General features: G+C 64.3%; 21 protein-coding genes and 1 pseudogene. 15 read left to right on the top strand and 7 right to left on the bottom strand.

From position 1 onward, the window contains the following. Positions 1–127: 127 nt before the first annotated feature. The gene (locus GT007_RS01640; protein ID WP_160119805.1) at positions 128–994 is read left to right on the top strand and encodes a type I restriction-modification system subunit M; all 867 of its coding nucleotides are present in this window, start codon (positions 128–130) and stop codon (positions 992–994) included. 12 nt (positions 995–1,006) lie between these two features. Here the strand turns inward: GT007_RS01640 and GT007_RS01635 are convergent. After that, a protein-coding gene (locus GT007_RS01635; RefSeq protein WP_160119804.1) for an IS3 family transposase occupies positions 1,007–2,160 on the bottom strand; the annotation gives its coding sequence in 2 pieces (ribosomal slippage) (positions 1,007–1,911 and positions 1,911–2,160; 1,155 coding nt in all). Positions 2,161–2,195: 35 nt separating this feature from the next. Between GT007_RS01635 and GT007_RS01630 the strand changes: the two genes are divergently transcribed. The 9 genes and pseudogenes from GT007_RS01630 (at position 2,196) to GT007_RS01585 (ending at position 12,495) form a co-directional block, all read left to right on the top strand. Next, positions 2,196–3,548 carry an HsdM family class I SAM-dependent methyltransferase gene (locus tag GT007_RS01630; RefSeq protein ID WP_201451763.1) on the top strand — a complete coding sequence of 451 codons (1,353 nt, stop codon included), beginning with the start codon at positions 2,196–2,198 and terminating at the stop codon, positions 3,546–3,548. Beyond that, entirely contained in the window at positions 3,545–4,822 is a 1,278-nt protein-coding gene (locus GT007_RS01625) for a restriction endonuclease subunit S domain-containing protein (RefSeq protein ID WP_160119802.1), read from the top strand. Before GT007_RS01630 ends, GT007_RS01625 begins: the two co-directional genes overlap by 4 nt. Beyond that, positions 4,819–5,430 (top strand): hypothetical protein, encoded by a 612-nt coding sequence (locus GT007_RS01620; RefSeq protein WP_160119801.1) that lies wholly within the window; start codon positions 4,819–4,821, stop codon positions 5,428–5,430. The genes GT007_RS01625 and GT007_RS01620 overlap by 4 nt, the downstream gene beginning before the upstream one ends. A 3-nt stretch (positions 5,431–5,433) precedes the next feature. Beyond that, the gene (locus GT007_RS01615) at positions 5,434–8,547 is read left to right on the top strand and encodes a type I restriction endonuclease subunit R (RefSeq protein WP_160119800.1); all 3,114 of its coding nucleotides are present in this window, start codon (positions 5,434–5,436) and stop codon (positions 8,545–8,547) included. Between the two features lie 316 nt (positions 8,548–8,863). Then, positions 8,864–9,739 (top strand): ATP-binding protein, encoded by an 876-nt coding sequence (locus tag GT007_RS01605; RefSeq protein ID WP_160119798.1) that lies wholly within the window; start codon positions 8,864–8,866, stop codon positions 9,737–9,739. 16 nt (positions 9,740–9,755) lie between these two features. Then, positions 9,756–10,424, top strand: coding sequence for a hypothetical protein (locus tag GT007_RS01600; RefSeq protein WP_160119797.1), 669 nt, complete (start codon positions 9,756–9,758; stop codon positions 10,422–10,424). Positions 10,425–10,440: 16 nt separating this feature from the next. Beyond that, a pseudogene (locus GT007_RS22265) lies at positions 10,441–10,743 on the top strand (DEAD/DEAH box helicase family protein); the annotation flags it as partial. 104 nt (positions 10,744–10,847) lie between these two features. Beyond that, complete coding sequence (locus tag GT007_RS01590) at positions 10,848–11,549, top strand: hypothetical protein (protein ID WP_236571462.1); 702 nt, start codon at positions 10,848–10,850, stop codon at positions 11,547–11,549. Positions 11,550–11,610: 61 nt separating this feature from the next. Beyond that, positions 11,611–12,495, top strand: coding sequence for an IS110 family RNA-guided transposase (locus GT007_RS01585; protein WP_160119796.1), 885 nt, complete (start codon positions 11,611–11,613; stop codon positions 12,493–12,495). 284 nt (positions 12,496–12,779) lie between these two features. On the opposite strand, the gene GT007_RS01580 is transcribed toward GT007_RS01585, so the two are convergent. From GT007_RS01580 to GT007_RS01570, 3 genes are read right to left on the bottom strand one after another with little or no spacing between them, the layout of a single operon-like run. Then, positions 12,780–13,640 (bottom strand): LysR family transcriptional regulator, encoded by an 861-nt coding sequence (locus tag GT007_RS01580; protein ID WP_160119795.1) that lies wholly within the window; start codon positions 13,638–13,640, stop codon positions 12,780–12,782. After that, a complete protein-coding gene (locus GT007_RS01575) occupies positions 13,637–14,608 on the bottom strand; it encodes an NAD(P)-dependent oxidoreductase (protein WP_201451762.1) in 972 nt (323 codons plus the stop codon). Before GT007_RS01575 ends, GT007_RS01580 begins: the two co-directional genes overlap by 4 nt. A gap of 35 nt (positions 14,609–14,643) precedes the next feature. Further along, a complete protein-coding gene (locus tag GT007_RS01570; protein ID WP_201451761.1) occupies positions 14,644–15,327 on the bottom strand; it encodes an MBL fold metallo-hydrolase in 684 nt (227 codons plus the stop codon). Positions 15,328–15,473: 146 nt separating this feature from the next. Between GT007_RS01570 and GT007_RS01565 the strand changes: the two genes are divergently transcribed. The 5 genes from GT007_RS01565 (at position 15,474) to phnF (ending at position 21,438) form a co-directional block, all read left to right on the top strand. Continuing rightward, the gene (locus GT007_RS01565; RefSeq protein ID WP_160119793.1) at positions 15,474–16,460 is read left to right on the top strand and encodes a Bug family tripartite tricarboxylate transporter substrate binding protein; all 987 of its coding nucleotides are present in this window, start codon (positions 15,474–15,476) and stop codon (positions 16,458–16,460) included. Positions 16,461–16,541: 81 nt separating this feature from the next. Then, the gene (locus tag GT007_RS01560; protein WP_160119792.1) at positions 16,542–17,429 is read left to right on the top strand and encodes a TauD/TfdA dioxygenase family protein; all 888 of its coding nucleotides are present in this window, start codon (positions 16,542–16,544) and stop codon (positions 17,427–17,429) included. Between the two features lie 83 nt (positions 17,430–17,512). Continuing rightward, positions 17,513–18,493: a TAXI family TRAP transporter solute-binding subunit gene (locus GT007_RS01555; RefSeq protein WP_160119791.1), complete on the top strand. Its 981-nt coding sequence runs from the start codon at positions 17,513–17,515 to the stop codon at positions 18,491–18,493. A gap of 22 nt (positions 18,494–18,515) precedes the next feature. Next, complete coding sequence (locus GT007_RS01550; RefSeq protein ID WP_160119790.1) at positions 18,516–20,624, top strand: TRAP transporter permease; 2,109 nt, start codon at positions 18,516–18,518, stop codon at positions 20,622–20,624. A 37-nt stretch (positions 20,625–20,661) separates the two neighbouring features. Next, positions 20,662–21,438: a phosphonate metabolism transcriptional regulator PhnF gene (phnF, locus tag GT007_RS01545; protein WP_160119789.1), complete on the top strand. Its 777-nt coding sequence runs from the start codon at positions 20,662–20,664 to the stop codon at positions 21,436–21,438. 461 nt (positions 21,439–21,899) lie between these two features. Here the strand turns inward: phnF and GT007_RS01540 are convergent, their stop codons facing one another. The 3 genes from GT007_RS01540 to GT007_RS01530 all read right to left on the bottom strand — a co-directional run bounded on the left by GT007_RS01540 (position 21,900) and on the right by GT007_RS01530 (position 26,655). Then, positions 21,900–22,781 carry a hypothetical protein gene (locus GT007_RS01540; protein ID WP_201451760.1) on the bottom strand — a complete coding sequence of 294 codons (882 nt, stop codon included), beginning with the start codon at positions 22,779–22,781 and terminating at the stop codon, positions 21,900–21,902. After that, positions 22,781–24,079, bottom strand: a complete 1,299-nt coding sequence (locus GT007_RS01535; protein ID WP_160119788.1) for a restriction endonuclease subunit S — start codon at positions 24,077–24,079, stop codon at positions 22,781–22,783. Before GT007_RS01535 ends, GT007_RS01540 begins: the two co-directional genes overlap by 1 nt. A gap of 92 nt (positions 24,080–24,171) precedes the next feature. Beyond that, complete coding sequence (locus GT007_RS01530; protein ID WP_160119787.1) at positions 24,172–26,655, bottom strand: N-6 DNA methylase; 2,484 nt, start codon at positions 26,653–26,655, stop codon at positions 24,172–24,174. Positions 26,656–26,675 lie beyond the last annotated feature (20 nt).

The raw sequence follows: 26,675 nt of genomic DNA, 5'->3' as shown, positions 1-26,675 counted from the left end.
GCTGGCAGCCCCCTGCCAAGCGTAGGCGTGGTCACTGCCCGAATCTCTTCTGCGTCGGCCACATGGCGACCTGTGACATTTCGGCTATGTGCATAAGAATGCCCGATCAAGGGAATCGAACCGACAGATGCTCACCGAGAACCACAAAGCGATTGCCGGCACGATTTGGGACATAGCCAACCGCCTGCGGGGGCCCTATCGGCCGCCGCAGTACCGGCTGGTGATGCTGCCCATGGTGGTGCTGCGTCGGTTCGATTGCGTGCTGGAACCCAGCAAGGACGACGTCATTCGCGAACACGCCAGGCTCACTGCGGCCGGCACGCCGGAAAGGGCAATACCGCGGCTCCTCACCAAGATTGTTGGTCCGGACCGCAAGCAGCCACTCTACAACGTCAGCCCGTACACCTTTGAGAAGCTGCTCGGCGACAGCGAGAACATCGCGCCCAACCTGGTCTCGTACATCAATGGGTTCTCGGAGACGGCTCGCCGCATCTTCGATAAGTTCAAGTTCGGAGAGCAGATCGAAAAGCTCGACGCGAGCAACCGCCTCTTCAACATCGTGAAGCTGATGTCCGACGTGGATCTCCACCCGGACAAAATCAGCAACCTTGAGATGGGCTACATCTTCGAGCACCTCGTCATGCGCTTCAACGAGCAGGCGAACGAGGAGGCCGGTGATCACTTCACGCCGCGTGAGGTCATCCGGCTGATGACCCATCTGATCTACACGGGCGAAGAGGACGTCTACAAGGCAGGCGTCTATCGCGAGATCTACGATCCAACCTGCGGCACCGGCGGCATGCTGTCAGTTTCGGAGGAGACGATTAGGGCCCAAAATCTCAAGGCCAACCTCGGGCTCTACGGGCAGGAGTACAACGACGAGAGTTGGGCGATCTGCTGCGCCGACATGCTCATCAAGGATGAGGAGACCGGCAACATCGTCCTTGGTGACACGCTCGGCGACGGCAAGACCAATGAGCTGCTGCCGGTTTGATGGACGGCGAGTTTAGCCTGTTTGTGCCATTTGTTCGAATTGCATAGGGCTGAGATAGCCGATGGCTGAGTGCCGCCGTTTGGGATTGTAGAACCGCTCTATATAGTCGAACACATCCGCCCTCGCGTCGTCGCGCGTGCGATAGACCTTGCGGGCGATGCGCTCGGTCTTCAGGGACGAAAAGAAGCTCTCCATCGCGGCGTTGTCCCACACGTTGCCGGACCTGCTCATGGAGCAGGTGATGCCGTGATCGAGCATCAGGCGCTGGAAGCCCTCGCTCGTATATTGGCTGCCCTGGTCCGAGTGGTGCAGCAAAGTTTTTGGCTTGCCGCGCCGCCAGATCGCCATGACCAGCGCATCGGCGACGAGTTGCGCGACCATCGTGGCGCTCATCGACCAGCCGACGACGCGTCGGGAGAACAGATCGATGACGACGGCGACGTAGAGCCAGCCCTCGGCCGTCCAGATGTAAGTGAAGTCGGCCACCCATTTCTGGTTCGGACCTGGCGCCGCGAACTGGCGGTCGAGGATGTTGGCTGATGGTGCGCCCATCGCCCGCTCGCCCTTATCCGGCGGCAGGCCACGCCGCCGCGGCCGTGCCCGAAGCGCCTGCTTGCGCATCAGTCGCTCGATCTTGTGCAGGCCGCAGTTGATGCCATCGGCCAGCACGTCGTGCCAGACACGCCGAGCACCGTAGGTTCGATCGCTCGCCAGAAAGCTGGCACGGACCTTGGGGGCGATCCGCTCATCGTCCAGGGCGCGCTGGCCAGGCCGCCGCCCGAGCCAAGCGTGAAAGCCCGAGCGAGAGACGCCCAGTGCCGAGCACAGCCAGGACAGCGGCCAGACCGTCCTGTGTCTCGCGATGAAGGCGAACTTCATGTCGCATCCCTGGCGAAGTACGCCGCGGCCTTTTTTAGGATGTCACGCTCCGCCTTGAGCTTGGCGACCTCCCGTCGGAGACGATCGATCTCCTGCTGTTCGGGTCGCATCTGGCCATGGCCGGGAAACGCGTGCCGGGGGTCCGCCTCGCCCTCCCTTATCCAGCGCCGCAATACGCTCTCAGCGATATCCAGGTCACGGCTGGCCTGCACCACAGCCACGCCGCGATCCCTCACCAATTTCACCGCCTCAAGCTTGAATTCGCGGCTGAATGTCCTTCGTCCCATTTCCGGGTCTCCGATCGAGTGAAAACCTTAACCAGGTGTCCACCAGACCGGCAGCAGCTCACAAGGATGGTTTCCCTGACAAGCAGTTCCATTACATGCTCGCCAACCCTCCCTTCGGCGTGGAGTGGAAAGAACAGCAACGGACCGTCACCAAGGAGCATGAGGAGGTAGGCTTCGACGGCCGCTTCGGTGCCGGCTTGCCTGCGATCAATGACGGATCGCTGCTCTTCCTCCAGCACATGATTTCCAAGATGCATGATGCGCCGAGCCGTGGCGGAGACGGCTCCAGGATCGCCATCATCTTCAATGGCTCACCTCTCTTCAGCGGTGATGCGGGCTCGGGCCCGTCCAACATCCGACGCTGGATCATCGAGAAGGACTGGCTTGAGGCCATCATCGCCCTGCCGGACCAGCTTTTCTACAACACAGGCATTTTCACCTATGTCTGGCTGGTGTCCAACCGGAAGCCTCCCGAGCGCCAAGGCAGGGTTCAGCTGATCGATGGCACGCGCTTCTTTCAGAAGATGAAGAGAAGCCTGAACAACAAGCGAAACGAGCTATCGGACGCCCACATCACGCGGCTGACCGAGTTGTACGGCAGTTTCCGAGATGGCGAGACGGAGCGGGTGCTGGTGGACGGCGCGTCGGAGGAGCGGGTCGTTTCCCGCATTTTCGACAACGCGGAATTCGGCTTCCTGAAGGTGACGGTCGAGCGGCCCTTGCGGCTCAACTTCGAGGCGACGCCGGAGCGCATCGCCCGGCTGGAGGAGCAGTCGGCCTTCGCCAACCTCGCGGTTTCCAAGAAGCGAAAGGACGCAAAGGCGGCCGAGGCGGACGAGGCCGCGGGCTTGGCGCAGCAAGTGGCGATCAGGGCCATGCTGGCCACGTTGGCGAACAAGGGCCGCTGCATGGACCGAGCTCAGTTCGAGGTGAACCTCGACAACGCTACCAAGCGTGCCCGGCTGAAGCTGCCCGCCCCTATACGGAAGGCGATTCTTTCCGCGCTCGGGGAGCGCGATCCCGATGCGGAGATCTGCCGCGACGCCAAGGGCAATCCCGAGCCTGACAGCGAGCTGCGCGACACCGAAAGCGTCCCGCTGCCCGCAGGGATCGCCTTACCACTCCCCATGCAGTTCGGGCCGGATATGCCCAACGACGACCTGGTGGCAGCTATGCGCGGCGCGATCGACGCCTACATGGATGCCGAGGTGCTGCCGCATGTCCCCGATGCCTGGGTCGACTATTCGAAGACCAAGGTTGGCTACGAGATCCCGATCAATCGGTACTTCTATGTGTATAAGCCGCCGCGCCCGTTGGCCGAGATTGGAGCCGACATCGCAAGCCTAGAAGGCGAGATTGCGGGTCTGCTGAAAGGGCTCACGGCATGAAGGATACCGATTGGCTCGCCAACTTTCCGGAAGACTGGCAAGAGCTACGGGCGGATTTCCTATGCTACCCGTATCGTGAAACGGTTTCACCAGAACGCTTCGCCGGACAGGCTGTAGCCCATTACTCGATCCCGCAGGTGCAGGAAACGGGTGGCCCGCTGGTTGAGCCTGCGGACGACATAGACAGCAGCAAGCTGCTTATTCGTCGGCCAACGCTGCTTGTCTCAAAGCTGAACCCGCGCAAGAAGACCATCTGCATCGCCGAGCCGCAGGGTGACCTGCCGACACTCGCTTCTGGCGAGTTCGTAAGTATACAGTCGGACAAGTTCGATCAGAATTATGCGTACTATGTCTGGCTGAGCGAGAAGGTGACTGACAGGCTATCGGCCATAGTGCAATCGGCTACACGCAGTCACCAGCGAGTGAATCCTTCGGATATACTGAAGCTGCCGTGGAAGTGGCCTTCCCTCGCGACGCAAGAACGTATCGCGGGCTTCCTGCGCGTGAAGACAGCGCAGATTGATGCGCTCATCGCCAGGAAACAGGCTCTTCTGGAGCGTCTAGTGGAAAAGCGGCAGGCGATCATCACGCAAGCCGTCATTCAGGGCTTGAACCCAGATGTGGCCATGAAGGAAAGCGGCTTCGCGTGGCTCGGCCACGTCCCGTCGCATTGGGACGTGAAGCGCCTGAAGTACATTTCTCCGCGCGTAACGGTAGGTATCGTGGTCACGCCAGCTGCATATTATGCCGATGAAGGCACCCTCGCGCTGCGCGGCCTAAACGTTCGGACGATGGGTTTCGATCTTTCGGACACCCGGAATATCACGCCAGAGGGGAACGCCCTCAACTCCAAGTCTACGCTTCAAGCGGGCGACCTTGTCGCTGTCCGAACAGGCGCGCCTGGTACCACATCGGTTATTCCCGAAGAATTAGCGGGGTCCAACTGCATCGATCTCGTCATCATTCGGCGCCCACGCGGTGCATCCGAGCGATACCTGGGTTGGTTTTTGAACAGCAGTGTCGCTCACACTCAGTACGCGATGGGTGCTGAGGGAGCTCTTCAACAGCATTTCAACGTGGAGACTTCGAAGGAGGTGGTGGTCACTTTGCCTCCACCGTCGGAGCAATTCGAGATAGCAAAGCACATCGACGAAGCAATCGCATCACATGATGTTCAGGCGGACAAAGTTCGGCGAAGTAGCGAATTGCTCTTTGAATATCGCTCTGCCCTCATCACCGCAGCCGTGACCGGTCAGATCGAGGGGCTGCAATGATTCTTGATGCGGCCACTTACTTTCAGCATCTTAAAGCATACGTGAATAAGGAATATGTCGTACACGACGGAACAGGCTCGAAGGTTGTGCTTGTTGAAAATTACTTTCGGCCCGAAGACATTAAGCCTCAGCAGCGCAAAATTGAATTGAAAATTCCCGGCATGGGCATGGCGTTCAAGCTTGATAACGATGATTTCGAAAATACCACAAAAAAATCAAAGCCTGCTCTTTTCCACTTTCTCGATGATACCGCAAAGCAGTGGTCGAGGCGCTGCGATTTCGTTGTATTTTACGTCAATCAACGATCCTTTCATGCGGACTGCATCGAATTCAAATCGAAGAGTCTAACAGCGGATAAAATAGTACCACAACTTAAGGCCGGAGCGTGTTGGGTTAGTAGCCTGAAACGCATCGTCGAAAACTACACAGGTGACCAGCGCCGTATCCGTCTGCGTAAATTCGTATTCGCAGAAAACGAAAATCCGCATGCGTATCTTGATGCCAACAGGCAGTTAGTTGCTGATCCATCAGTTCGTTATTATCACTTCGATGAGGTCCAGGGGCAGTCGCTCACCGGCTTGCAGAACACATCCGTGCAGGAGATTTGATCGGTGGCAGGCCACACCGAACACGCCTTCGAATCCGCCATCGAGCATGGCCTGCTCACCCGCGGGGGATTCACACGGGGCGATCCTGCGGGCTTCGAGCCCAATTCCGCCCTCTTCCCTGATGAGGTCATCGCCTTCATCCGCGCTAGCCAGCCTGCGCGTTGGGATCAGCTCGAGGCGATGCTCAAGGAGCGCACCTCGGCGACCATTCTCGATAGCCTGGTCAAGGAGCTGGCCAGCAAGGGCGCGCTCGGCGTGCTGCGCCATGGGTTCAAGTGCTACGGCAAGGAACTGCGCCTTGCCTACTTCCGTCCCAATTCCGGCATGAACCCGGAAGCCGCGCAGCGATACGCCGCCAACCGTCTCACCATCACCCGCCAGGTCGCCTTCACCTCGAAGGCGTTGAAGCGACCCGACGGGACGCCGCGGAAGTGCATCATTGACGTGGTGCTCAGCGTCAATGGCCTGCCGGTGGTGACGGCCGAGCTGAAGAACCCGCTGACCGGGCAGCGCGCTGTGGATGCCCACAAGCAGTACATGCATGACCGCGACGGGCGTGACCCATTGTTCCGCTTCAAGGAGCGGGCGTTGGTGCACTTCGCGGTGGATCCCGACGAAGCCTGGATGGCCACGCAGTTGCAGGGCGCGGAGACCTCCTTCCTTCCCTTCAACCGCGGCTGCGACTTCGGCGCCGGGAACCCACCGGTCGAGGGTAACTGGAAGACGCACTACCTGTGGGACGAGGTGCTTCGCGCCGACAGCCTGTTGGACATCCTGCAGCGCTTCATGCACCTCGATGTCAGCGAACGAGTTGTCGACACGCCTGCCGGCAAGCGCACGGTGCGGCGTGAGCGGATGATCTTCCCGCGATATCACCAGCTGGACGCGGTGCGGAAGCTGGTTGGCCATGCGCGTGACCATGGATCGGGGCGCAACTACCTCATTCAGCATTCTGCCGGCTCGGGTAAGTCGAACAGCATCGCGTGGCTTGCGCATCGCCTCGCCTCCCTGCACGACGCCCAGGACGGGAAGGTGTTCCACTCGGTCATCGTCATCACCGACCGGCTGGTGCTCGACCAGCAGCTGCAGGACACCATCTATCAGTTCGAGCATAAGACCGGTGTCGTCGAGAAGATCGACGAGAACACGCAGCAGCTCGCCAAGGCGCTGTCGATCGGCACGCCGATCATCATCTCCACGATCCAGAAGTTCCCATTCATCAGCCAAGCCATTCGCACGATGGAAGCGAAGGGCGAGAGCGTGTCGATTGACACGCAAGGCAAGCGCTTCGCCGTGATTGTGGACGAGGCACACAGCTCGCAGTCGGGCGAGACGGTGTCCGCACTGAAGGGCATACTCAACAAGGACGGCATCGCCGAAGCCATCGCGAGCCAGATCGGCGAGGACGAGGACGAGCAGCTCACGGAGGAAGCCCGAGCGGCGATCCTCAAGGAGATGATGCAGCGAGCACGTCAACCGAACCTGAGCTTTTTCGCGTTCACCGCCACGCCGAAGTTCAAGACCAAGGCGGTGTTCGACGAGCCCGGGCCTTCCGGCGCATCGCCGTTCCATGAGTACTCGATGCGGCAGGCCATCGAGGAGGGCTTCATCCTCGACGTGCTGCAGAACTACACCACCTACAAGCGCTTCTTCGGCCTGGTGAAGCAGGTTGAGGACGACCCGGACGTTCCTCAGAAGGCGGCGGCGCGGGCGCTGGGCCAGTTCCTGGAATTGCACCCGGTCAACATTGAGCAGGTGGTGCAGGTCATCATCGAACATTTCCGCCTGAAGGTGATGCACGAGCTGGGCGGACGCGCCAAAGCGATGGTGGTCACTGGCTCACGCCTCGCGGCGGTGAAGTACAAGAAGGCCTTCGATCGCTACATCCAGGAGAAGGGCTACACCGGCATCAGGGCACTGGTAGCCTTTTCTGGCACTGTGGAGGACCCGGCGGATCCGGGCTCCGCCTACACCGAGACCAGCATGAACGAGGGCCTGCCGGAGCGCGAACTGCCGGAGCGCTTCGCCGGTGACAATTACCGCGTCCTGATCGTCGCGGAGAAGTATCAGACAGGTTTCGACCAACCTCTTTTGCAGACGATGTACGTGGTCAAGAGGCTCGCCGGCGTACAGGCAGTGCAGACCTTGTCTCGCCTCAACCGGACCGCGCCCGGGAAAACCCGCACCTTCGTTCTGGATTTCAGAAACGAAGAGGACGACATCTTCAAGGCGTTCAAGCCCTACTACGAGGCGACGCCCATGGGCGAGAACGCGGATCCGCAGAAGCTCAATGAGCTACACCACAAGCTGCTACAGCCGGCGATTGTGACGCCGGGCGACGTGACCGAGTTCGCCGCTGTGTGGTTCAAGGCGCGACGCGATCCAAGCGGTCAAGACCACAAGCTCATGAATGCAATCCTGGACCGCTGCGTCGCGCGTTTCAACGAACGCGCGGAGCCGGAACAGGAGGAGTTTCGCGGTCAACTAACAGCCTTCCGGAACCTCTATGGTTTTCTATCCCAGGTCCTTCCCTACTTCGACAGCGACTTGGAGCAGCTGTACGCTTTCCTGCGCAACCTGGCGCCGAAGCTCCCGCCACCGGGTGACGGCGCAAAGTTCACGCTCGACGACGATGTCGCTCTGAAATTCTTCCGACTCCAACAAGTGAGTGAAGGCACCATTGATCTTTCGGCAGGCGAGGCTGATCCGCTGAAGGGACCAACGGATGTCGGCACCGCGAGGGAGAAGGATACCGACGTCCCGCTTTCGACCCTCGTCGATAAGCTGAATGAGCGGTTTGGCACTGACTTCACCGAAGCTGATCAGCTTTTCTTCGACCAAGTTCGAGCGACAGCCGAACGCGATGATAAGATCGTCGAAGCTGCCAAGGCAAATAATGAGGCCAATTTTGCTGCGTTCTTCGGTCGCGTCCTGGATGACCTGTTCATTCAGCGCATGGAAGGAAACGACGAAATCTTTAGCCGCGTCATGAGTGACAAGCAGTTTCGCGCCGCTGCTCAGGAACATCTCGCACGCGCAGTTTACGAGCGCGTCCGGAAGAGAGATGCGGGCGATGACAACACGTCCGCGCAGGGGCCCCAGGGGCCCGAAATCTAACCCCCGGCTGGGGGGCGAGTTGCAGGCGAAATCAGAAGCAGGTTTGGGCGCTGGCCCATCCCTATGAACGGCGACTTTCGATTGGGTCTGAGCAAGGAAGATTTCCGCCATCTTCCTTTCATAAGACCGCTGCTTCGCCAGCCTTTATTGTGCCCCACCGATTCTCCGGGTGGCCCGATCGCATCCGCCAGGCATTCGAGCCGGCCCGCACGGTGCGCACGGGCCGCGCCACCTATCGCCTCGCCATCCTGTCCGAGACCGCGCTACGCGACAGCCCGCATGGCGCCGGCGTCATCCCGCTGCGGGGAGGCCGCTGATGGCCCTGCGCATAATCACCGCCGACGAGCGGCAGGCTGAGGCGCGCGGCATCAAGGCCGTGATCTTCGGCAAGAGCGGCATCGGCAAGACCTACCTCCTGCTGACGCTCGATGAGGGCAGCACGCTCTTCATCGACCTGGAGGCGGGCGATCTCGCCGTGCAGCACTGGCGTGGCGCGTCGATCCGCCCGCGCACCTGGGAGGAATGCCGAGACCTCGCGCTGTTCCTGGCCGGCCCCAACCCCGCACTGCGCGACGACCAGCCTTATTCCGCCGCCCAGTATGCGCGCGTCCTACAAGCCTATGGCGATCCGGCGCGCATGGACGGCTTCGCCACCATCTTCGTGGACAGCATCACGGTCGCGGGACGGCTCTGCTTCCAGTGGTGCCGCGGCCAGCCCGAGGCGCATTCCGAAAAGACCGGCAAGCCCGACATCCGCGGCGCCTACGGGCTGCATGGCCGCGAGATGATCGCCTGGCTCACGCATCTCCAGCATGCCCGCGGGCGCAACGTGATCTTCGTCGGAATCCTCGACGAGAAGCTCGACGACTTCAATCGTCGCGTCTTCGTGCCGCAGATCGACGGCAGCAAGACCGGCCTCGAACTGCCCGGCATCGTCGATCAGGTCATGACGCTGGCCGAGATCAAGCCGGACGTTGCACCCGGACAACCTGCGGTCGCGTCCTTCCGCGGCCTGGTCTGCCAGACGCTGAACCCTTGGGGATATCCCGCGAAGGATCGCAGCGGCCGGCTCGACATGCTGGAGCCGCCGCATCTCGGGCAGCTCTTCCAGAAAATCCGCAGCCCATCGCCGCCGATCGAAGCGCACGGCGCGCCGTCGATCGCGCTGCCCGCCGCCACCCCCAACACCTGATCGGAGCAGAAGCATCATGGCTGCCTGGAACGACTACAACGACGCCCAGTCCAACCCGAACCTGATCCCCAAGGGGACGCTGGCGAAGGTCCGCCTCACCATCCGCCCCGGCGGCTTCGACGATCCGAGCCAAGGCTGGACCGGCGGCTACGCGACGCGCGGCAGCACCGGCGCCGTCTATCTTAATGGCGAGTTCACCGTGCTGGAGGGGCCCTACGCCAAGCGGAAGATCTTCACGCTGATCGGCCTCCACAGCCCGAAGGGGCCGGAGTGGGCTGGGATGGGCCGCAGCTTCCTGCGCGGGATGCTGAACTCCGCGCGCGGCATTTCCGACAAGGATGTCTCGCCCCAGGCGCAGGCCGCGCGCCGCATCGGCGGCTTCGCGGATCTGGATGGCCTCGAGTTCGTGGCCAAGATCGAGCACGGCACCGACGCCGGCGGCGAGACCAAGAACGAAATCCGCATGGCGGTGACGCCGGACCATCGCGATTACGCCCAGGCGATGGGACGCATTGCTGCGCCGGCCGGATACGCACCACCGGCCTATGCCCCGCCGGCACAGGGCTACGCCCCGCCCGCGCACACGGCGCCGCCCGCCGCGCCGGCCATGCACCAGGGCGCCTTCCCGGCCTCGGCACAGCAGCCCGCGGCCGGTGCGGATCCGCGTCCCACCTGGGCGCGCTGAGGAGGGCCGCACCAGCATGATGCTCCGCCCCCGCCAGAAGCTCTTCGTCGAGCGCAGCCTCCGTGCGCTCGACGAGCACGGCAACACCCTCGGCGTCGCCCCGACCGGCGCCGGCAAGACGATCATGCTGTCGGCGGCGGTGGGGGAGCATATCGGCAGCGGCGCCGCCAAGGCTGCCGTCCTCGTCCATCGGGATGAGCTGACAGCGCAAAACCTGGCGAAGTTCCGCCGCGTGAACCCCGACATCTCCACCTCGGTGGTGGATGCCGGCCAGAAATCCTGGGGCGGCCAGGTCACCTTCGCCATGGTGCCGACGCTGACGCGCCAGGCGAACCTCGAGGCGATGCCGGGGCTGAGGGCGCCTGTGTCATCGCCACCTCCACCACCACCGATACCACCATGGCGGGGCTGTCCTGGAGCGGGTTGGACGGGATCGCAGGAACCGGACGAGGGCTGCTGCTGGACGCCAATCGCGGCGTCGCCTTCGTGGTGCAGACCACCCACGCGAAGGAGTTCGCCCTGGCGCACTGGCTGGCTGACGGTGCCGATGGCGGGCGCCTCTGCGTGCGGTGCTTCGACGGGGCCGGGAACATCCGCGAGAATTTGGCGGAAGACGTGCTGGCCTCCGGCACCACCATGCAATGGGTCGTCGCTTCCAAAAGCTGGCAGGCCGGCGCCGTGATGCAGGACAGCTCGCTGAACCGGCGGCAGACCATCCGGCTTGGTCCGAGCGTGGCCTTCGCGCAGATCGGGATCATCGGCTTCGATGGGCAGATCGATCTCCAGGCGCTGCGGCTCTACGGCCTGCCGGAAGATGCACCGGCCATCCTCTACGGCTGCCCCTCGCTGCCGGCCGGGACGCGGACGCTGGCGCTGGAAACCAGCTGGGACCTGCCGAGCCTTGCCGCCGGTGCGACCGCCAATGTCGATGTCACGGTGCCGGGGGCGCGGCGGGGCGACTATGCCGATGCCTCGCTCGACACCAGCAGCATCGCCTTCGTGCTGGACTGCCATGTCTGGTCGAACAACAGCGTGCGGGTGACGGCGCGGAACGTCAGCGTCTCAACGGTGGACCTCGCCGCGGCACCGCTGGCCGTGCAGTTGACGAAGCGACGCATTCCGTGAGCCGGGCGGCGGGTGCGGCGCTGTCGCCTCCGCACCCGCCTCCAATCCTGCGGCCGGCCCTATGGCGGCCGGCCTGGTGGGCGCCAGCGGGTTCGCCGCCATTCCCACCACCACTCTCGATCCGCCGCACCGTGCAGCGTCTCGGGTGATCCCACCGCAGTACGTCAAGCCGTTCGTCAAGCGCGGCAAGAACGACCGCGCCGATGCCCAGGCGATCTGCGAGGCGGCCGGGCGACCGGGAATGAGCGTCGTGCCGGTCCGCTCTCTTGACCGCCAGGCGCAGGCGATGACCCTGCGTGTCCGAGAGCGCCTGGTGCTGCAGCGGACCCAGCTGATCAACTCGCTCCGGGGCCATGCCACAGAGTTCGGGATTGTTGTGGCACGGGGAAGCAGCCGCGTCCCCGAACTGATGGAGCGTGTCCGGGGAGAGGAAGGTGTCCCACCCCCAGCAATTCGTGAGATGGAACGCATTCAGCGCTGTATCCAAGCACTTGATGGCGAGATCTCGGAACTCGATCGCGAGCTGGCGGAGGCTGCAAAGGTGCACGAGGTGGCGCGCCGCCTGACCAGCATGCCCGGCATCGGGCCGATTGGGGCCATGACGCTGGTGCTGACGCTGGAAGCGGCGCAATTCGAATGCGGGCGGCATCTGGCCGCCTGGCTTGGATTGGTGCCCCGCGAGCACTCCTCAGGTGGCAAGCAGCGGCTCGGCCGGATCAGCAAGGCGGGCAACACAAGGATCCGGCAGATGCTTGTTCTCGGGGCGACCGCGGCCATCCGGCACGCCAAACCGGGCAGCCTGAGCGCATCGCCTTGGTTGCTGTCCTTGCTGGAGCGCAAGCCGCGCAAGCTCGCGGCGATCGCCCTGGCCAGCAAGATGGCCCGCATCGTGTGGGCCATGATGGAGCGTGGAACAGCTTATCGCCCGCCTGCGGCGATGGCCTGATCGCGCTCCGGTGCCGCGAGGGAAGAGCAACGACGCAAGATGACGATCGGTCGGACCGACGAGTGGGAATACGCCGCGTGATTCAACGGCTTCCGAAGCCGCCAGCTTGTTGGCGCCCGCTCGCGGACCTCATCTTGGCCAGCGGTCATCGGGCGCGCCAACAGGCCGGACACATGACCGCTTCCGTACCCCGTCATCCGCTTCCAACCCCTTGTCTCGAAGGGACCGTCCACACGTAAATCATATCACAGTGGCCTCGGGGAATCCCCCTCGTGAGTCAGAGATCACGGGAGTTGGTATAACACCGAGATATCGAGGAAACGCCGGGCTGGCGCTTGCTCGGGCATCTCCACGGGAAGTACGGCGAAGACGCTGCGCCGCAACTCCGGCTCCGCCAGTGCGATCGCCACCAGGGTTCCGGCCGCCACCTCGTCGCGCACGGCCGCGCGCATCACGATGGAAACCCCGAGTCCTGCGGCCACGGCCCGCTTGACCGCGTCGGTGCTGCCCATCTGCCGGGCCACGCGCAGTTCCGCCGCCTTCTCTCCCATCGCCGCGGCCAGAAGCCGGCCAGTTCCCGTACCCGGCTCTCCGCCGATCATCGGCTCCTCCGCCAGTCTGGCGACCGGCACCACCGGCCATCCCGCCCAGCGATGCCCAGGCGGCAGGATGGCCACCATCTCCTCCTCGTACCAGAGCCGCGCTTCATAGCCGGCACGGTCGTCCCACCATTCGAGGAAGGCGAGATCCACCTCGCCGGAGGCCAGGCGCGCGACCGTCTCCGGATTGGTGCCAAGGCGCAGCACCGTCGGCATCGCCGCCCGCGCGACACAGGGCGGCAGTAGATAAATGCCCGGGTTGCTCGCCGCCCCGATCGCGAGCGGCCGGCCGCGCACCGCCGCGACAGCTTGGCGTGCGGCGTCCAGCGCGCGGCGCGCGCCGGGCAGGAACAGCGCACCATCCGGTGTCGGCAGGCAGCCGTCGCGGCGGCGGATCAGCAGGGTGGTGCCGAGTTCGGCCTCCAGCCGCGCGACCTGCTGGCTGACGGTCGGCTGAGCCCGGCCGAGCCGCTGCGCCGCGGCGCGGAAACTTCCGGTATCAGCCACCGCGAGGACGGCTTCGACGAGAATCAGGTCCGGCGTCATGGCACCGCCTTCATGGCGCCCGGCATCGGCCGGCCGGCAAAGAAGGCCGCCAGATCTTCGGCCGCATGCATCTCGATCGCCTGCCGCACCCGGCCGACGGCCGAGCCGAGATGCGGTGTGAAGAGGGTGCGCGGATGGGCGAGCAGCCGGGTATCGATAGAGCGGGGCCGGGTCGCCAGGGCCCAATCCTCCATTTCGAAGACATCGGCGGCATAGCCGCCAAGCGTCCCGTTCTCCAGCGCCTCCGCCACCGCCGCCTCCTCGACCAATGATCCGCGCGCCGGGTTGATCAGCATGGCGCCGGGCCGCATGCGTCGCAGTGCCGTCCGGTCGATACGGTGGCGTGTCTGCGGCGTCAGCGGCAGCGCCAGGATCAGCCAGTCGCTCCGCGCAATTATCGCATCGGCGTCACTGAAGACGATGCCGAATTCCGCTTCCCGCGCCGCATCCGGGCGGCACTGATCGGCATAGGCGATGCGGCAGCCGAAGCCGCGCAGACGCTGCGCGATGGCTTGGCCGATCGCGCCCATGCCGAGGATGCCGACCTCGGCGCCATCCAGGCCCGCGCCGTAGAGTGCCGGCCGCCAGCCGGCAAAGCCGCCAGAGCGGACCAGCGCATCGCCTTCGAGCAGATGACGTCCGAGTGCGATCATCAGGCCGACCGTCAGTTCCGCCGTGGGGGCCGTCAGCAGATCGGGCACGAAACTGACGGCGACCCCGCGCGCCCGGCAGGCGCGGAGGTCGAAATTATCCGTGCCCTTCAGTGCGCAGGCGATGACGCGCAAGGCAGGACAGGCCTCGAGGAAGGCCGCATCGACGTGGTCGGTCATGAAGGCGAGCAACCCCTCAGCCGCTGCGGCGCGGCGCAGGATTTCCTCCAGAGGCCAGGGTTCGGGGCCCGGGTTCTCCGTGATCTCGGCGAAGGTGGCGAGGTACGCGCGCACCGTCGCATGCAGCGGATTGGTCACCAGTATGCGCGGGCGCGCAGGCATCATCCTCTCCGTCACAGCGACAGTTCCAAGCCGTCCTCGGCGACCGGCTCGGGGATCGCGGCCCGGTCTGCCAGCAGTGCGGTGCCAAGATGGGTCAGAAGGACGCGCTTCGGCCGCATCAGAGAAAGCCGCTGCTGCAGGGCGCCGAGCGCCATGTGGCGTGGCGTCGCAGTGCCGGGCATCCAGGCTTCCGCGATCAGCAGATCAGCATCGCGACCGATTTCCAGCAGGCCATCGACCCATTCGCTGTCGCCGGTATAGCCGATGCTCCGCCCGGCCAGGTCCAGCCGCAGCGCTAACGCTTCCGTGCCCCGGGTGTGGAAGGCCTTCACCGGGCGGATGGACAATCCTGGCAGATGGGTTGTCTCGCCCGGCTGCAGGATGACGAAGCGCAGGTCGAACTGGCGCTGCGCCGCCCAGCCGCCTGGGAAGAAGGCCTCCATTGCCGCCTCCAGGCGCAGTTGCAGCGAAGGTGGCCCGGCCAGGATCAGGTCGCGTCGCGGACGCCGGAACAGCGTTGCCTCGCGCAGCAGGAAGACCAGGCCGCCGAAGTGATCGCCGTGCAGATGGGAGATGGCGATCGTGCCGATTCGATCCGGGTCGACGCCCCAGCGGCGCATGGCGACCAGTGCCGTCGCGCCGCAGTCGAGCAGGGTGATGCCGCCCGCCTCTGTCAGCGCGAAACAGGCATTCATCCGTCCACCACTCCCGAAGGCGTCACCGCATCCGAGGACACGCAGGGTCAGTGGCGTTGAAGGGGCAATTGCCATGGGAGTTTCACACCGACGGGATCAATGACAGCGCTACTAGCATCATCATATACAATCAGAAAGCCAGTTAGATGCAAAAACTGAATATTATGATGAAACGCCGAACGACGCTGCTCAGTGCCGGCGGTTCGCTCCTCGGCCTGAGGGCCAGGGCGGAAGGGACCTTCCCGTCGCGGCCGGTCCGGCTGGTGGTGAACTTCCCGCCGGGCGGCACGGTGGACCGCACCGCACGAGCCCTGGCGGACCATCTGCCGCAACGCCTCGGGCAGCCGGTGGTCGTGGAGAACCGCGGCGGCGCATCAGGCACGCTCGGCACGCTGGCGGTCGTGCGCGCACCAGCGGATGGGCATACGCTGCTGATCTCCTTCTCCTCCCTCACCATCAACCCGGCGCTGCAGCACGACCTTCCCTTCGACACGCTGCGCGACCTGATGCCGGTGGCGCGGCTGGTCGATACGCCGCAGATCCTCGTCGCCCATCGATCGCTTGGCGTCAGCGATGTGCATGAGTTGATCGCCCTGGCGCGCCGGCAGGATGCACCGCTGCGCTATGCCTCGGTCGGCATCGGGACACCCGGGCATCTTGCGGGGGAGGTCTTCGCCCAGCAGACCGGCATCCGGCTTGAGCATGTTCCGTATCGCGGGACCACGCATGCGGCGCCCGACGTCCTGGCCGGGCGGGTGCCACTCTACTTCGTGTCCTTCCCGAGCGGCTACACGCTGACCGGCCCGGATCGCCTCATCGCACTTGGTGTCGCGAGCGAGGCGCGCATGAGTTCGGCGCCGGACGTGCCGACCATCGCGGAGGCTGGCGTTCCTGGCTACGCCGTCGCAGCCTGGGTCGGTGCCTTCCTGCCCGCGGCCACGGCGCCCGCGATACGGGATCACTGGCACGCCGCGCTGCAGGCGGCGCTGGAGGATCCGACGGCTCGCCGGGCGCTTGCCGATGTGGGCGCCGAGCCCGCGCGGGACACGCACGAAGCCTTCGCCCGACAGGTCGCGGAGGAGATCCCCTTCTGGAAGCGCTTCGTCGCCGAGCGCGGCATCTCGGCCGAGTAAGCGTCAAGAAACCTTCCTTTGTCCGTCAGTCAGAAGTGATGAATGGTACATACCATTCAAGCTTGGTGAAGGATCCCTTAGATGACCTGGGCCGCTGAAAACAACCTCACGGTGCGCCGTCTCGCACCAAGCTTTGCCGGGGAAATCTCCGACCTCGACCTGTCGGAAGAAGTGCTCGGCAGGCACGCCGGTGCCATCCGCCGTGCCTTTCTCGACAACAAGGTTCTGGTGCTCCGTGGGCAGGAGATAGGCCCAGCGTTGTTCAGCGCCTTCGGGAGCTTGTTCGGCGATCCGGACCCTCACCATGTCATCGCCATGCGGCACCCCGAGGCGCCCAACCTCACGATCTTGTCGAACCAGGACGAGCCGGGGCGAAAGCCGCAGGCCAAGTACTTCGGCTCCGGCTGGCATTCCGACTACTCGTACAAGGCAGCGCCCGCCGCCGCGACCATGCTGCTGGCCGCGGAGGTGCCCGAGGAGGGCGGCGACACGCTCTTCGCCGACATGGAGGCAGCCTTTGCCGAGTTGCCGGAGGCCCGGCAGGCGGAATTGCGCCGCCTGCGGGTGCGCCATCAGTACCGCTGGTCACCCGATCGCAGCGATCCGTGGGCCCGCTGGACGTTCCTGTCGGAGAGCGAGCGCGCGGCGACGCCAGAGGTCGTGCATCCGCTCGTTCGCCGCCATCCCGCAACCGGCAACGAGAGCCTGATGATCGGGCCGCGCGTCATCGGCAGCGTCATCGGAATTGAGGGAATGGATGAGGCGCAGAGCGACGCGCTGATCGACGACCTCATGCGCCATGCCGTCGAGGAACGCTTCATCTATCGGCACCGCTACCGCCCCTGGGATGTGGTGGTGTGGGACAACCGCTGCACGCTGCATTGTGCGACGACCGACACCCTTGCCGCCGACAAGGTGCGCCGAATGCTGCGCATCACCACCCGCGGGCAGCCCCCCATCGCGGCCTGACCCGGCGCCTTTCCGCAACAGTCCCTGCAACCGCCCCGGTCTCTCCGGGGCGGCACGTCCCGACGCTTCACAAGGATCGAGACATGACTTCCTTCCCACCTCTCCTGACCCGTCGTCATCTCGGTGCCCTGACTCTCGCCACCGGTGCCGGCGCGGCCGCAACGCCCGCCCATGCGGCGCGCTTCATCAATGTCGGCGCCGGACATTCCGGAGGTGCCTTCTTCCCGGTCGGCGTCGCAGTCGTCGCCGCCATCTCGGCCAGCATGCCTGATGTCCGCGCCCAGGTGCAGCAGACCGGCGGGTCGCATGAGAACATCCAACTCGTGCTGCGCCGGCGCGCCGAATTCGGCCTCGCCCTCGCAGATGCACTGTCCGCCGCCGTGCGCGGAACGGACGAGCGCCGCTACCCTCGACCGCTGCCCAGTCTGCGCGGCGTGGCGGCGCTGTTCCCGAGCTATGTGCATCTGGCCGTACGTGCCGATTCTGGCATCCGCACGCTCCAGGACCTCCGCGGCAAGCGCATCACGGTCGGTGCAGCCGGCGGCGGCACGGAGAGCAACGCGCGTACGATCCTGGCTGCCGCGGGCATATCCTTCGCAGATCTCGGCCGCATCGAGTTCCTGTCGGGCACCGACTCCGCCGATGCGATTCGCGACCGCCGCATCGACGGTCTCTTCCTGAGCACCGGCCTCGGCGCCTCGGCTTTGGTAGAGATTGGCCGCAGCATCGACCTGCGCTTCGTGCCGATTCCTGCCGAGACCATCACGGCGATCGGCGATGCGGCCTACATCCTCGGTGAGGTGCCTGCGGGCACCTACCAGGCCCAAGGGCTTCCGGCGCCGACCGCCATCGTGTGGACGCACCTGTTCTGCGACGCCTCCATGCCCAATGCCACTGTGACACAGGTGCTGGAGGCGATCTTCGCCAATCTGGACCCGTTCCGCGGAGCCCATGGCTCGCTTCGGAGCTTCTCGCTGCAGCGGGCGGTCCAGGGCATGCCGATCGCCTTCCATGACGCCGCGCGCGACTTCTTCGTCGCCCGCGGCATCACGGCGCTCGGCTAAAGCGCGTCGAGGATTGAGCGTGATGACACCCGCCAACCATCCTGATCCGCGCCGGACAACATCCACGACACCGGAACTGTCGGCGGGCGATGCCATGGAACTGGCGCTGGAAGGCTCCACCGCCCTGGGCCAAGGCACCACCCGCTGGGCGATTGCGGCCATAGCCGGCGCCTTCGCCCTTTTCCAGGTATGGAGCAGCCTTCTCAATCCTCTGCCGGCGATCACCCTGCGTGCGGTGCATGCCGCCTTCCTGATCACCCTCTGCTTCCTGATCTTCACGCCGCGGGCACAGCCGCGCGCCGGCCGGGCCGGATGGCACGACTGGGGCTGTGCGGCTCTCGGCGGGGCATGCGGTCTCTACTTCCTGTATGAAGGCATCGACTTCGCCAGCCGCCCCGGCCTGCCGAACGAGGTGGACCTGATCGTCGGCACCGCTTTCGTCGTGCTGATCTTCGAAGCGACACGTCGCGCGGCGGGCCTCGCTTTGCCCATCCTGTGCGGCATCGTGCTGGCCTGGGCCTTTCTCGGTGACATGCTCCCCGCGCCATTCAATCATCGCGGCTATGGCTACGACCAGATCATCGGGCAACTCGTCGTCGGGACCGAAGGCCTGCTTGGCACCGCCACAGGCGTTTCGGCCACCTACATCTTCCTGTTCATCCTCTTCTCCGCCTTCATGCAGCAATCTGGAGTCCTGGCACTGTTCAACGACCTGGCGATACGCTGGGTTGGCGGCTGGCGCTCGGGGCCGGCGCAGGCCTGCATCGTCTCCTCCGCCCTGACGGGGATGGTGAGCGGGTCGGGCATCGCCAATGTCGTGTCCTCGGGCCAGATCACGATCCCGCTGATGAAGCGTTACGGCTACCGCCCGGACTACGCCGCCGCGGTGGAAGCCTCGTCGAGCATGGGCGGGCAGCTCATGCCGCCGATCATGGGGGCCGGTGCCTTCATCATGGCCGAGATACTGGACATCCCGTACGTTCAGATCGCCATCGCCGCAACCATTCCCGCCATCCTCTATTTCGCCGGGATCGGCTGGATCACCTATCTGGAAGCACGGCGCCTGGGCCTCGGTGCCGAGCGGGTCCGGCTTCCGCAATCGGTCATGCGCGGTCGCTGGCATCTGCTGATGCCGCTGCTCGTCATCATCGGTCTGCTCTTCCTCGGCTATTCGCCGATCTATTCGGCGATGGCAGCCCTGGCCTTCACCCTGGTGCTGATCCTCGGCCGCACGTTCGCCATGGCTTGGCTTACCGCGGCAGCCCTGCCGACCTATCTGGCCGTCATGGCGGCAGCAGGCGGTATCCTCTATGCCTGGGGCTCGCTGTGGCTTGCCGTCTTCGTCATCCTTCTCGCTCTCGTCAATGCTGCGCATCCCGCCGGCCGGCAGGCCCTGCGCGCTTGCGCCCGCAGCGCCTATCAGGGCACGATTGGCGCCGTGGTGGTGGGCATCTCCTGCGTCATCATCGGCGTGATGGACGGCATCTTCGGCATGACGGGCATCATGGTCGAGGTGACCTCGGCGCTGATCACCATCGGGCAGGGACAGCTCTGGATCAGCCTGGTCCTGGTGATGCTGTCCTGCTTCGTCCTCGGCCTCGGGCTGCCGACCATCCCGAGCTATGTAATCTGCGCCACCGTGGCGGCACCAGCGCTGCTCGGCCTCGGCGTAGCGCCGTTTCTGACGCACATGTTCATCTTCTACTTCTCCATTCTGGCGCAGCTCACGCCGCCCATCGCCCTAGCGGCCATAGCGGCGGCGCCTTTTGCCGGTCCTGGCGTGTCGCCGATGCGGATCGGCTGGATCGGCACGCTGCTCGGCCTGTCGGGGTTCCTCGTGCCTTTCGTCGGCGTGTACTCGCCCGAGTTGCTGCTGGTGAGCGGAACCTGGTTGGATACGGTGCTGGCGACGGTGCGGGTCATGTTGGCAGTCGGTTTCGCCGGTGCCGCCTTCGTCGGCTTTCTGCGCGGCCCCCTGGGCGTTCCGGCGCGTCTGGTGCTGACCTGCGCGTCGGTGCTGATGGTCTTCACCGACCCGCTCTTCTATGGCGTGGGTGCCATGGTAGGGATAGCATTGCTGATGCTGAATGGGCTGCGGCCAGGCGACGGGCGCCAGGTCGCGGCTCCCTAGGCGCATGTGCAGGTTTCGCCAGGAGAGACTCGATTTCGTGGTGGAGAAGAGGGACGCGAATCGCGGCACCAGGGGCACGGCGGTCTGGCACGAGGTGAAGGCCCGCATCGAGCGCGACATCGTGGCGCGCCGGTTCAGTCGCGATGAATCGTTGCCGAGCGAGCGGGTCCTAGCCGAGCAGTATGGCGTTCACAGGCATACGCTGCGCCGAGCTATGGCGGAATTGGAAGCCGAAGGGCTGGTCAGCGTCCAGCAGGGGCGCGGCACCTTCATCGAAGGCGAAGTTCTGGCCTATCGGATTGGGCGGCGTGTCCGCTTCACCGAGAATGCGCTGCAGGCAGGTTTCGAGCCTGAAGCGGAGCTACTCGGCCACGGCTTCGTGCGGGCGACCACGGAACATATGCGATCTCTTGGTGTGCGTGCGGGTACGAGCCTTGCCGTGCTGAACACGCTCCGGCGGGTTGGTGGGCGGCCGGTGAGCTATGCGTCCCATCATTTCTCCCCTGCCTTGCTCTCTGATGGAGCGACGGTGGCGGACCGGCTCGCGCAGGTCTTCGACCACGCCCGCTCAATCAGCGCCGTCCTGCGCACGCTCGGCGTCGAGGACTATCTGCGCCTGCGTACCGAGGTGAGCGGGCGAATGCCCGATTCGCCGGAGGCGCGCATCCTGGAGATCGGGCCCATGCAGCCCATCCTTGTCGTGTCAGGCACCAATATCGGGATCGGCGCGGAGAAGACACCAGTTCTGTTCACCGTCACAAGGATGCCGACGCTGCGTGTGCAATTGGTCTTCGGCGAGGATACGGACGCTTGAGCGGCTGGACAGCGTCACGTTGCTCGGGGCGAGCATGCAACCAGAGAATTTTTGGCTCTGGTTCCCACCGCTGCTCCAATTGGCTTCCCAACCTCACATTTCCCATGCGTTGCTGGCGCCGTGGACCGCAGGGTTCCTGGGGTTTTGCGGCCGTGGCTTGGGGGTTGGAGAACGCAACGACCCCCGGAAATCGCTCTCCGGAGGCGAGAAAGTCTCCGAAGCTCGGGGGTGGCCCGATTTAACCATCAACCTTTATCTCATTGATATGACTAGAAATTCTCTGCGCCGAGCTTGGGAAAATTCCACAGGTCGACCGCCAGGCAAACGCTACCGGAGACTGAATACCCGGCCCTGACTCCCAAGCCGACCATCCATCCGATCCAGGGGGCGTGACCACTGTCGGCGGTGGTCCTCATGCGGCTCCCCTGCGGGCGACCAGCGCAGCGGCGGTTCTCTCTGGGTCAGTGAAGGGAATCAGCGGCACCCCTTCCCTCCGGCATCGTCACGCCCCCAACGGCGTCCAGCGCACCGGCAACGCCGAGGATCCACCCTTCCACTTGGGCGACGGCACGGTCCCGGGCGCTCAGGCGTGGCTGCAGGAAGGTTGCGAGGCTTCCGTCCCGGTCGGCCATCGCCAGCCAAGCGGCGATGCTGAAGGCATCGTGCTGATCGCTGGTGCGACCATCCCGCGCGAAGCCGCGGCTCCAGAGGGCGGGGTAGACTTCCGCGATCGCGGAGCGCCCGGCTGGCACCTCCCACCCGTCGAAGGGCCAGAAGTGCACGCGCGGGCCCAACCGCTGGCGCAGGAAGCGCAGCCAGGGGATGCCGGCATGGGTGGACTTCGCCACCGAGCCCTGCACGTCGAAATGGAACACCGATTTCGCGCTGCCCGCGCGCAACTCGGTCAACCGCCGCCAGCGGGCGTTGCCCTGGCGCTCCGCGCCATTGCCGACGGTCCCATCGCGGACGAAATCGACATAGGTGTGATCCTCGTCGGTCGGCCAATGGCGCTGGAAATCGTCGAGGAAGGCGGGCCAGTCGGCCAGCAGGCCATGCGCCTCGAAATACCGCAGCGGGAAGGAGAAGCCGTGGTCGATGCCGACCAGTGTCGGCACATCCTCGGCCAGGCGCTCGGCGAGCCATTCCGCGATGCCGCGTCGCGTCCAGTATTTGCGCGGCGAGGGCGGGGGCGGAACCTCCCTGGGCGCGGCGTCGCTCTCGGCCAGGTAGACCCGGAGTCCCTTCAAGCTGGCAGTCGGCGTTTCCGCGCCCGAGTAGTCGACGCCGATGGTGCGCTGGAAGGCACGCATTGTGCCGCGGCCCGGCTCGGCAGGCGGCGACATCAGGCGAGGGCCTCCGCAATTTCCTCGCTGGCGGGATTCGGCGCCGGCGCCGGCGCCGTCGTTGTGGCCTCGGCAGCATAGACGGCGGCCTCGAACGCGGCCCATGCTTTGGCGCGGCCGGCGGCGGCCTCGGCGCGCAACCGCGCAGCGGCGGCGCGCCCAGCATCAAGGGCGGCGATCATGGTTATTTGATCAGGAAGCGGCGGAAGCGGCAGAGGAAACGACGCCACTTCTTTGCTGTTGATCGAAGCCAAATTTGTTGTTTGCTTCGCCTTGGTTCGGAAATACGCCTGTCCATAGCTCGAGTTGATAACCGACAAGGCGAATTCCGGCGTCACCTTCGATTGATCCAGTCGAACCCGCAGGACGTGGTTCTGGTGCACGCAGTCGGCGATCTCATTTCTCCAGATAGCTCCGCGGCCAACAAGATCAGCGCTGTTTCCTTCACACAAGAGTAGGTCACCATCCTCAAGGCGATATTTCTGCATGTCGTCGTCGGGAACGTTGATCGTCTTTATGATTTGTAGGTCAAGACGATTACGCTGAACGTTTGCGACCCGCAGATAGGGGCGTGCGTGCAAACCGGGACGATTGCCGGGATATTTTTGAAGTCCGTAGCTGACCTTGCCCACTGTTCCGAGCAGTGACATCGGAAAGGCCGGCACTGGATCGGTGAGTTTCAGAACGCCCCGCAGGACGCCTTCGTGGCTCCAGCGGTCGAGGTCCTTGAACGAAGCTACGAAGATGGGCTTGTCGGGCAAGGGCACGGGCGGCGCGAAGCCGAGAGCGGCCTCGAAATCGGCCATGGCCTTCGCCTCGGCTGCGTCCGCCGCCATTTCCTTCGCCGCTGCTGCCTTCAGCACGGCATCATAGGCCGCGACGATTGCCTGTTGCTCGGCGAGATCCGGGAGGGGAATTCGCAGGTCCAGAAACGCTTCAGGCGAGATGCGCTTGCGTCCACTCGTGCCAGTCGCTTTCGACCGAAGCGCCTTCAGAAAGCCGCCCGTTCGCAGGATGCGCTGCACGAATCCGGCATCCAGTTTGGCCGGATCAGCGACAAAGACCGGGAACTCCGGCGTGACGACGCCCTTGGGAATCGATGCCGGAAGCATCCCGATCGCGCCGCTGCGTGCGTCGATCTTCGAAAACACGATGTCACCCGGATAGACGGCGAACATGGCTCCCTTGTAGGGTGCCGAGCGATCGCGCACCGATATTTCGCCATCAAGATGCACAGTGATCGGCGCCCAATCGCCAAACGTGCCATTGACGACGACGGCTTCACGGCGCGGTTTCATCACATCGCGCAATGCAGTCAAAGCATGGTGAGAATGCCGATGCACGGCATCTTCAGAACCGATCCAGGGCTCGAGAGCCCTCCACTGGCGGATCACGCAGCGGAGGGCAGGGAAAAATCCGGCGCCTCCGTGGGCTTCGCTCCCGCCTCTGCCCACACCTCGAAGCGTCGATAGGCTTCCAACAGCGCAGGCAAATCGGTCGGCACATTCTCGCCCGTCTCGCCGGTCGAGGTGATGCCGACGGACTTCGGCGCGGCAACAAATACGGGATAGTCGAAGGCCTCGCGCACATGCGCCCACAATGCGGCGTTGTGGCGCTCGTCAACGGTCTTCAAGGCGGCGGCGAGTTCGCGGGTGAGCGCGTCGGCCGCCTTCGTCACATCGTCGGTGAAAGCCGCAGCGTAATCCTTCTTCAGCGCCGCCGCCTTCTTGCGGTCCTTCGCGTTATCGTCCCAGCCCACTTTCTTCAGTTTCGTGGCGCCGATGCTTTTCGGATAGGGAGGCGGACTGGCCGAGAACCACGCAGGCGGCACGCGCTCGGCGCCGATCGCCGACAGCGACTTCAGGATCTTCGCAGCGTGCTTGTCATCCCCCGAGACGATGCGCGGGCCGAAATCAGCGCAGAGCTTGTCTCGTTCCGCGTTGAACGCCGCGTCGTGTGTCGCGTGCGCGGCGGTCCATGCCGCGTCCCAGGCTGTCTGATCGGCCTCGGTGAAGCGCTTGAGGAAGACGAGCGAGGCTTTCACCGTCGCGTCGGCGGAGCGGAAGGTTTCTTCCGGTAGGCTGACCACCGCGAGGATTCTTGCCTTGCCCTCGCACCAGCGTCGCAGCCAAGTCAGCGAGGGATTGTTGAGATTGCCATCAGGCAGGACAATTCCGATCCGCCCGCCGGGCTTCAGCAGATTCAGGCAGCGCTCGACAAAGACGATCTCCGTGGCGCGGTTGGACTTGCCTTTGCCGATCTCGAACAGATCGAGGATCTTGGTCTTCGCCGTCGACGCGGCGAGCATCCGCTTATGGCTCTCTTCCCATGCCGCGCCATAGCGCGTCATGCAGCGCTTCTTGTAGGCCTCATCGTCGTAGACGCGGGTTTCATCGCTGCCGCCGACCCTCTGGTCGTCGCCGACATTAGATCCGAAGGGCGGATTGGTGATGATGATGTCGAAGCGGTCGGGGAAGATGCCGTTAATGTCGACCAAGCCGTCATGGTAGTGGATGCCACCATGGCCGTCGCCATGCATGATCATGTTCATCTTGGCCGTGCGCGCGGCGCGCGGTTCCGCGTCAGTGCCAAAGATGCAGTTCCAGGCGAGGCGCCCCACGCGGGTATCGACCGGCTTGTTCTGGTCGTCCGAGGGCAGAAGCTCCCTGTTCAGCGTGGCGAAAGCCTGGTCGATCCGCCGTTCTTCTTCGTCCGGATCAAGGCCGAGCGCTTCGATATGGGCGCGGGCCTTATCCTTCTCGGCCTGGATCGAGGCACCGATTTCGCTGCGCACATGCTCGAAAGCGCGAATGAGGAACCCGCCCGACCCTGCGGCCGGATCGCAGATTAGCTCGCCTTCCTTTGGATCGAGCATGCTGACCATGAAATCGACGACTGGGCGCGGCGTGAAGAACTGCCCGAGCTCGCCGCGAAACGTGGTGCCAAGGAAGCGCTCGAAGGCGAGGCCCTTAATGTCATCGCCGGTCTTGGACAGATCGAAGGCCTGCAACTCCTTGACGATGCGACGGAAGGTGGCCTCCGAGATATCGAGACGGTCGCCGGCCGTGAACAGATCGTCGGCCTTGTAGTAGGCCTTCGTCTGATCAAAGAGCCCGTCATGCACGGCGGAATCGGTCGGGAGGCGAACCTTTGCCCGGGCATCGAGATACTCGACGGTGAAGGTGCCGTGCAGGCCGGAACGCTCGATATACATTTTGACGAATAGGATTTTCGAGATGGTGTCGAAGGCGCGGCCGGGGTCCATCTTGTGCACGTCGCGCAGGATCGAATGGCACTTGAACAGGAGATCCTGAAACTCCTTGCGGTTGAAGGCGCGGAGTTTGTTCTTGATCTCCTCGATCCGCTTGGCGTCGCCCCAGTCGCTGGCCTTGGGAATATCGCTGATCTGGACGAACTCGCCAGGCAGACCGGGCACCAGCTTGAAGATAGCGGTGAAGCGGGTGTTGTGCGCGATGAAGAACTCGCAGCCGGCGGAGCGTGTGTAGCTTTCGCCCTGATAAAAATCCTTAATGTTGATATCGACCGCCTCGGACTTGCACTCGACGACGAGGACGGGTGCCGGGCTTGGATCGAGGGCCTTCTTCGCCGGAGTGTCCCAGATCACAATGTCGGCTCGTGGACTCCGGTGGCCAGACTGGATTCGGCGTTCCTGATCCATCTGATCGAGGGAATAGCCGAGGCTTTCGACGAGATGGCGGATGTAGGTCTGGCGGACAATTTCCTCGGGTTTGGCAGACACATCGCGCCACTCGGAGCGCAACGGAATCCAAAGCCAGTCGCCTTCACGGTGCAGTGTGCCGGCGTCAGGCGGGAAAGGAGACTTCGGAACGGCTTTAGGCTTCTTCGTTGCCATCTACTGTGTGCTCCAGCGAT

Origin of the sequence: Rhodovarius lipocyclicus (assembly GCF_009900765.1) — a bacterium.
GTDB classification, from domain to species: Bacteria; Pseudomonadota; Alphaproteobacteria; order Acetobacterales; family Acetobacteraceae; genus Rhodovarius; species Rhodovarius lipocyclicus.
This window is presented reverse-complemented; position numbering and strand designations above follow the sequence as displayed.

Coding starts and splice junctions, on each gene's coding strand:
- GT007_RS01585 (WP_160119796.1), top strand. CDS start 11,611: ATGGCGGCCGGCCTGGTGGGCGCCAGCGGGTTCGCCGCCATTCCCACC.
- GT007_RS01555 (WP_160119791.1), top strand. CDS start 17,513: ATGACTTCCTTCCCACCTCTCCTGACCCGTCGTCATCTCGGTGCCCTG.
- GT007_RS01580 (WP_160119795.1), bottom strand. CDS start 13,640: ATGACGCCGGACCTGATTCTCGTCGAAGCCGTCCTCGCGGTGGCTGAT.
- GT007_RS01600 (WP_160119797.1), top strand. CDS start 9,756: ATGGCTGCCTGGAACGACTACAACGACGCCCAGTCCAACCCGAACCTG.
- GT007_RS01565 (WP_160119793.1), top strand. CDS start 15,474: ATGCAAAAACTGAATATTATGATGAAACGCCGAACGACGCTGCTCAGT.
- GT007_RS01530 (WP_160119787.1), bottom strand. CDS start 26,655: ATGGCAACGAAGAAGCCTAAAGCCGTTCCGAAGTCTCCTTTCCCGCCT.
- GT007_RS01640 (WP_160119805.1), top strand. CDS start 128: ATGCTCACCGAGAACCACAAAGCGATTGCCGGCACGATTTGGGACATA.
- GT007_RS01620 (WP_160119801.1), top strand. CDS start 4,819: ATGATTCTTGATGCGGCCACTTACTTTCAGCATCTTAAAGCATACGTG.
- GT007_RS01540 (WP_201451760.1), bottom strand. CDS start 22,781: ATGTCGCCGCCTGCCGAGCCGGGCCGCGGCACAATGCGTGCCTTCCAG.
- GT007_RS01570 (WP_201451761.1), bottom strand. CDS start 15,327: ATGAATGCCTGTTTCGCGCTGACAGAGGCGGGCGGCATCACCCTGCTC.
- GT007_RS01605 (WP_160119798.1), top strand. CDS start 8,864: ATGGCCCTGCGCATAATCACCGCCGACGAGCGGCAGGCTGAGGCGCGC.
- GT007_RS01535 (WP_160119788.1), bottom strand. CDS start 24,079: ATGAAACCGCGCCGTGAAGCCGTCGTCGTCAATGGCACGTTTGGCGAT.
- GT007_RS01560 (WP_160119792.1), top strand. CDS start 16,542: ATGACCTGGGCCGCTGAAAACAACCTCACGGTGCGCCGTCTCGCACCA.
- GT007_RS01625 (WP_160119802.1), top strand. CDS start 3,545: ATGAAGGATACCGATTGGCTCGCCAACTTTCCGGAAGACTGGCAAGAG.
- GT007_RS01550 (WP_160119790.1), top strand. CDS start 18,516: ATGACACCCGCCAACCATCCTGATCCGCGCCGGACAACATCCACGACA.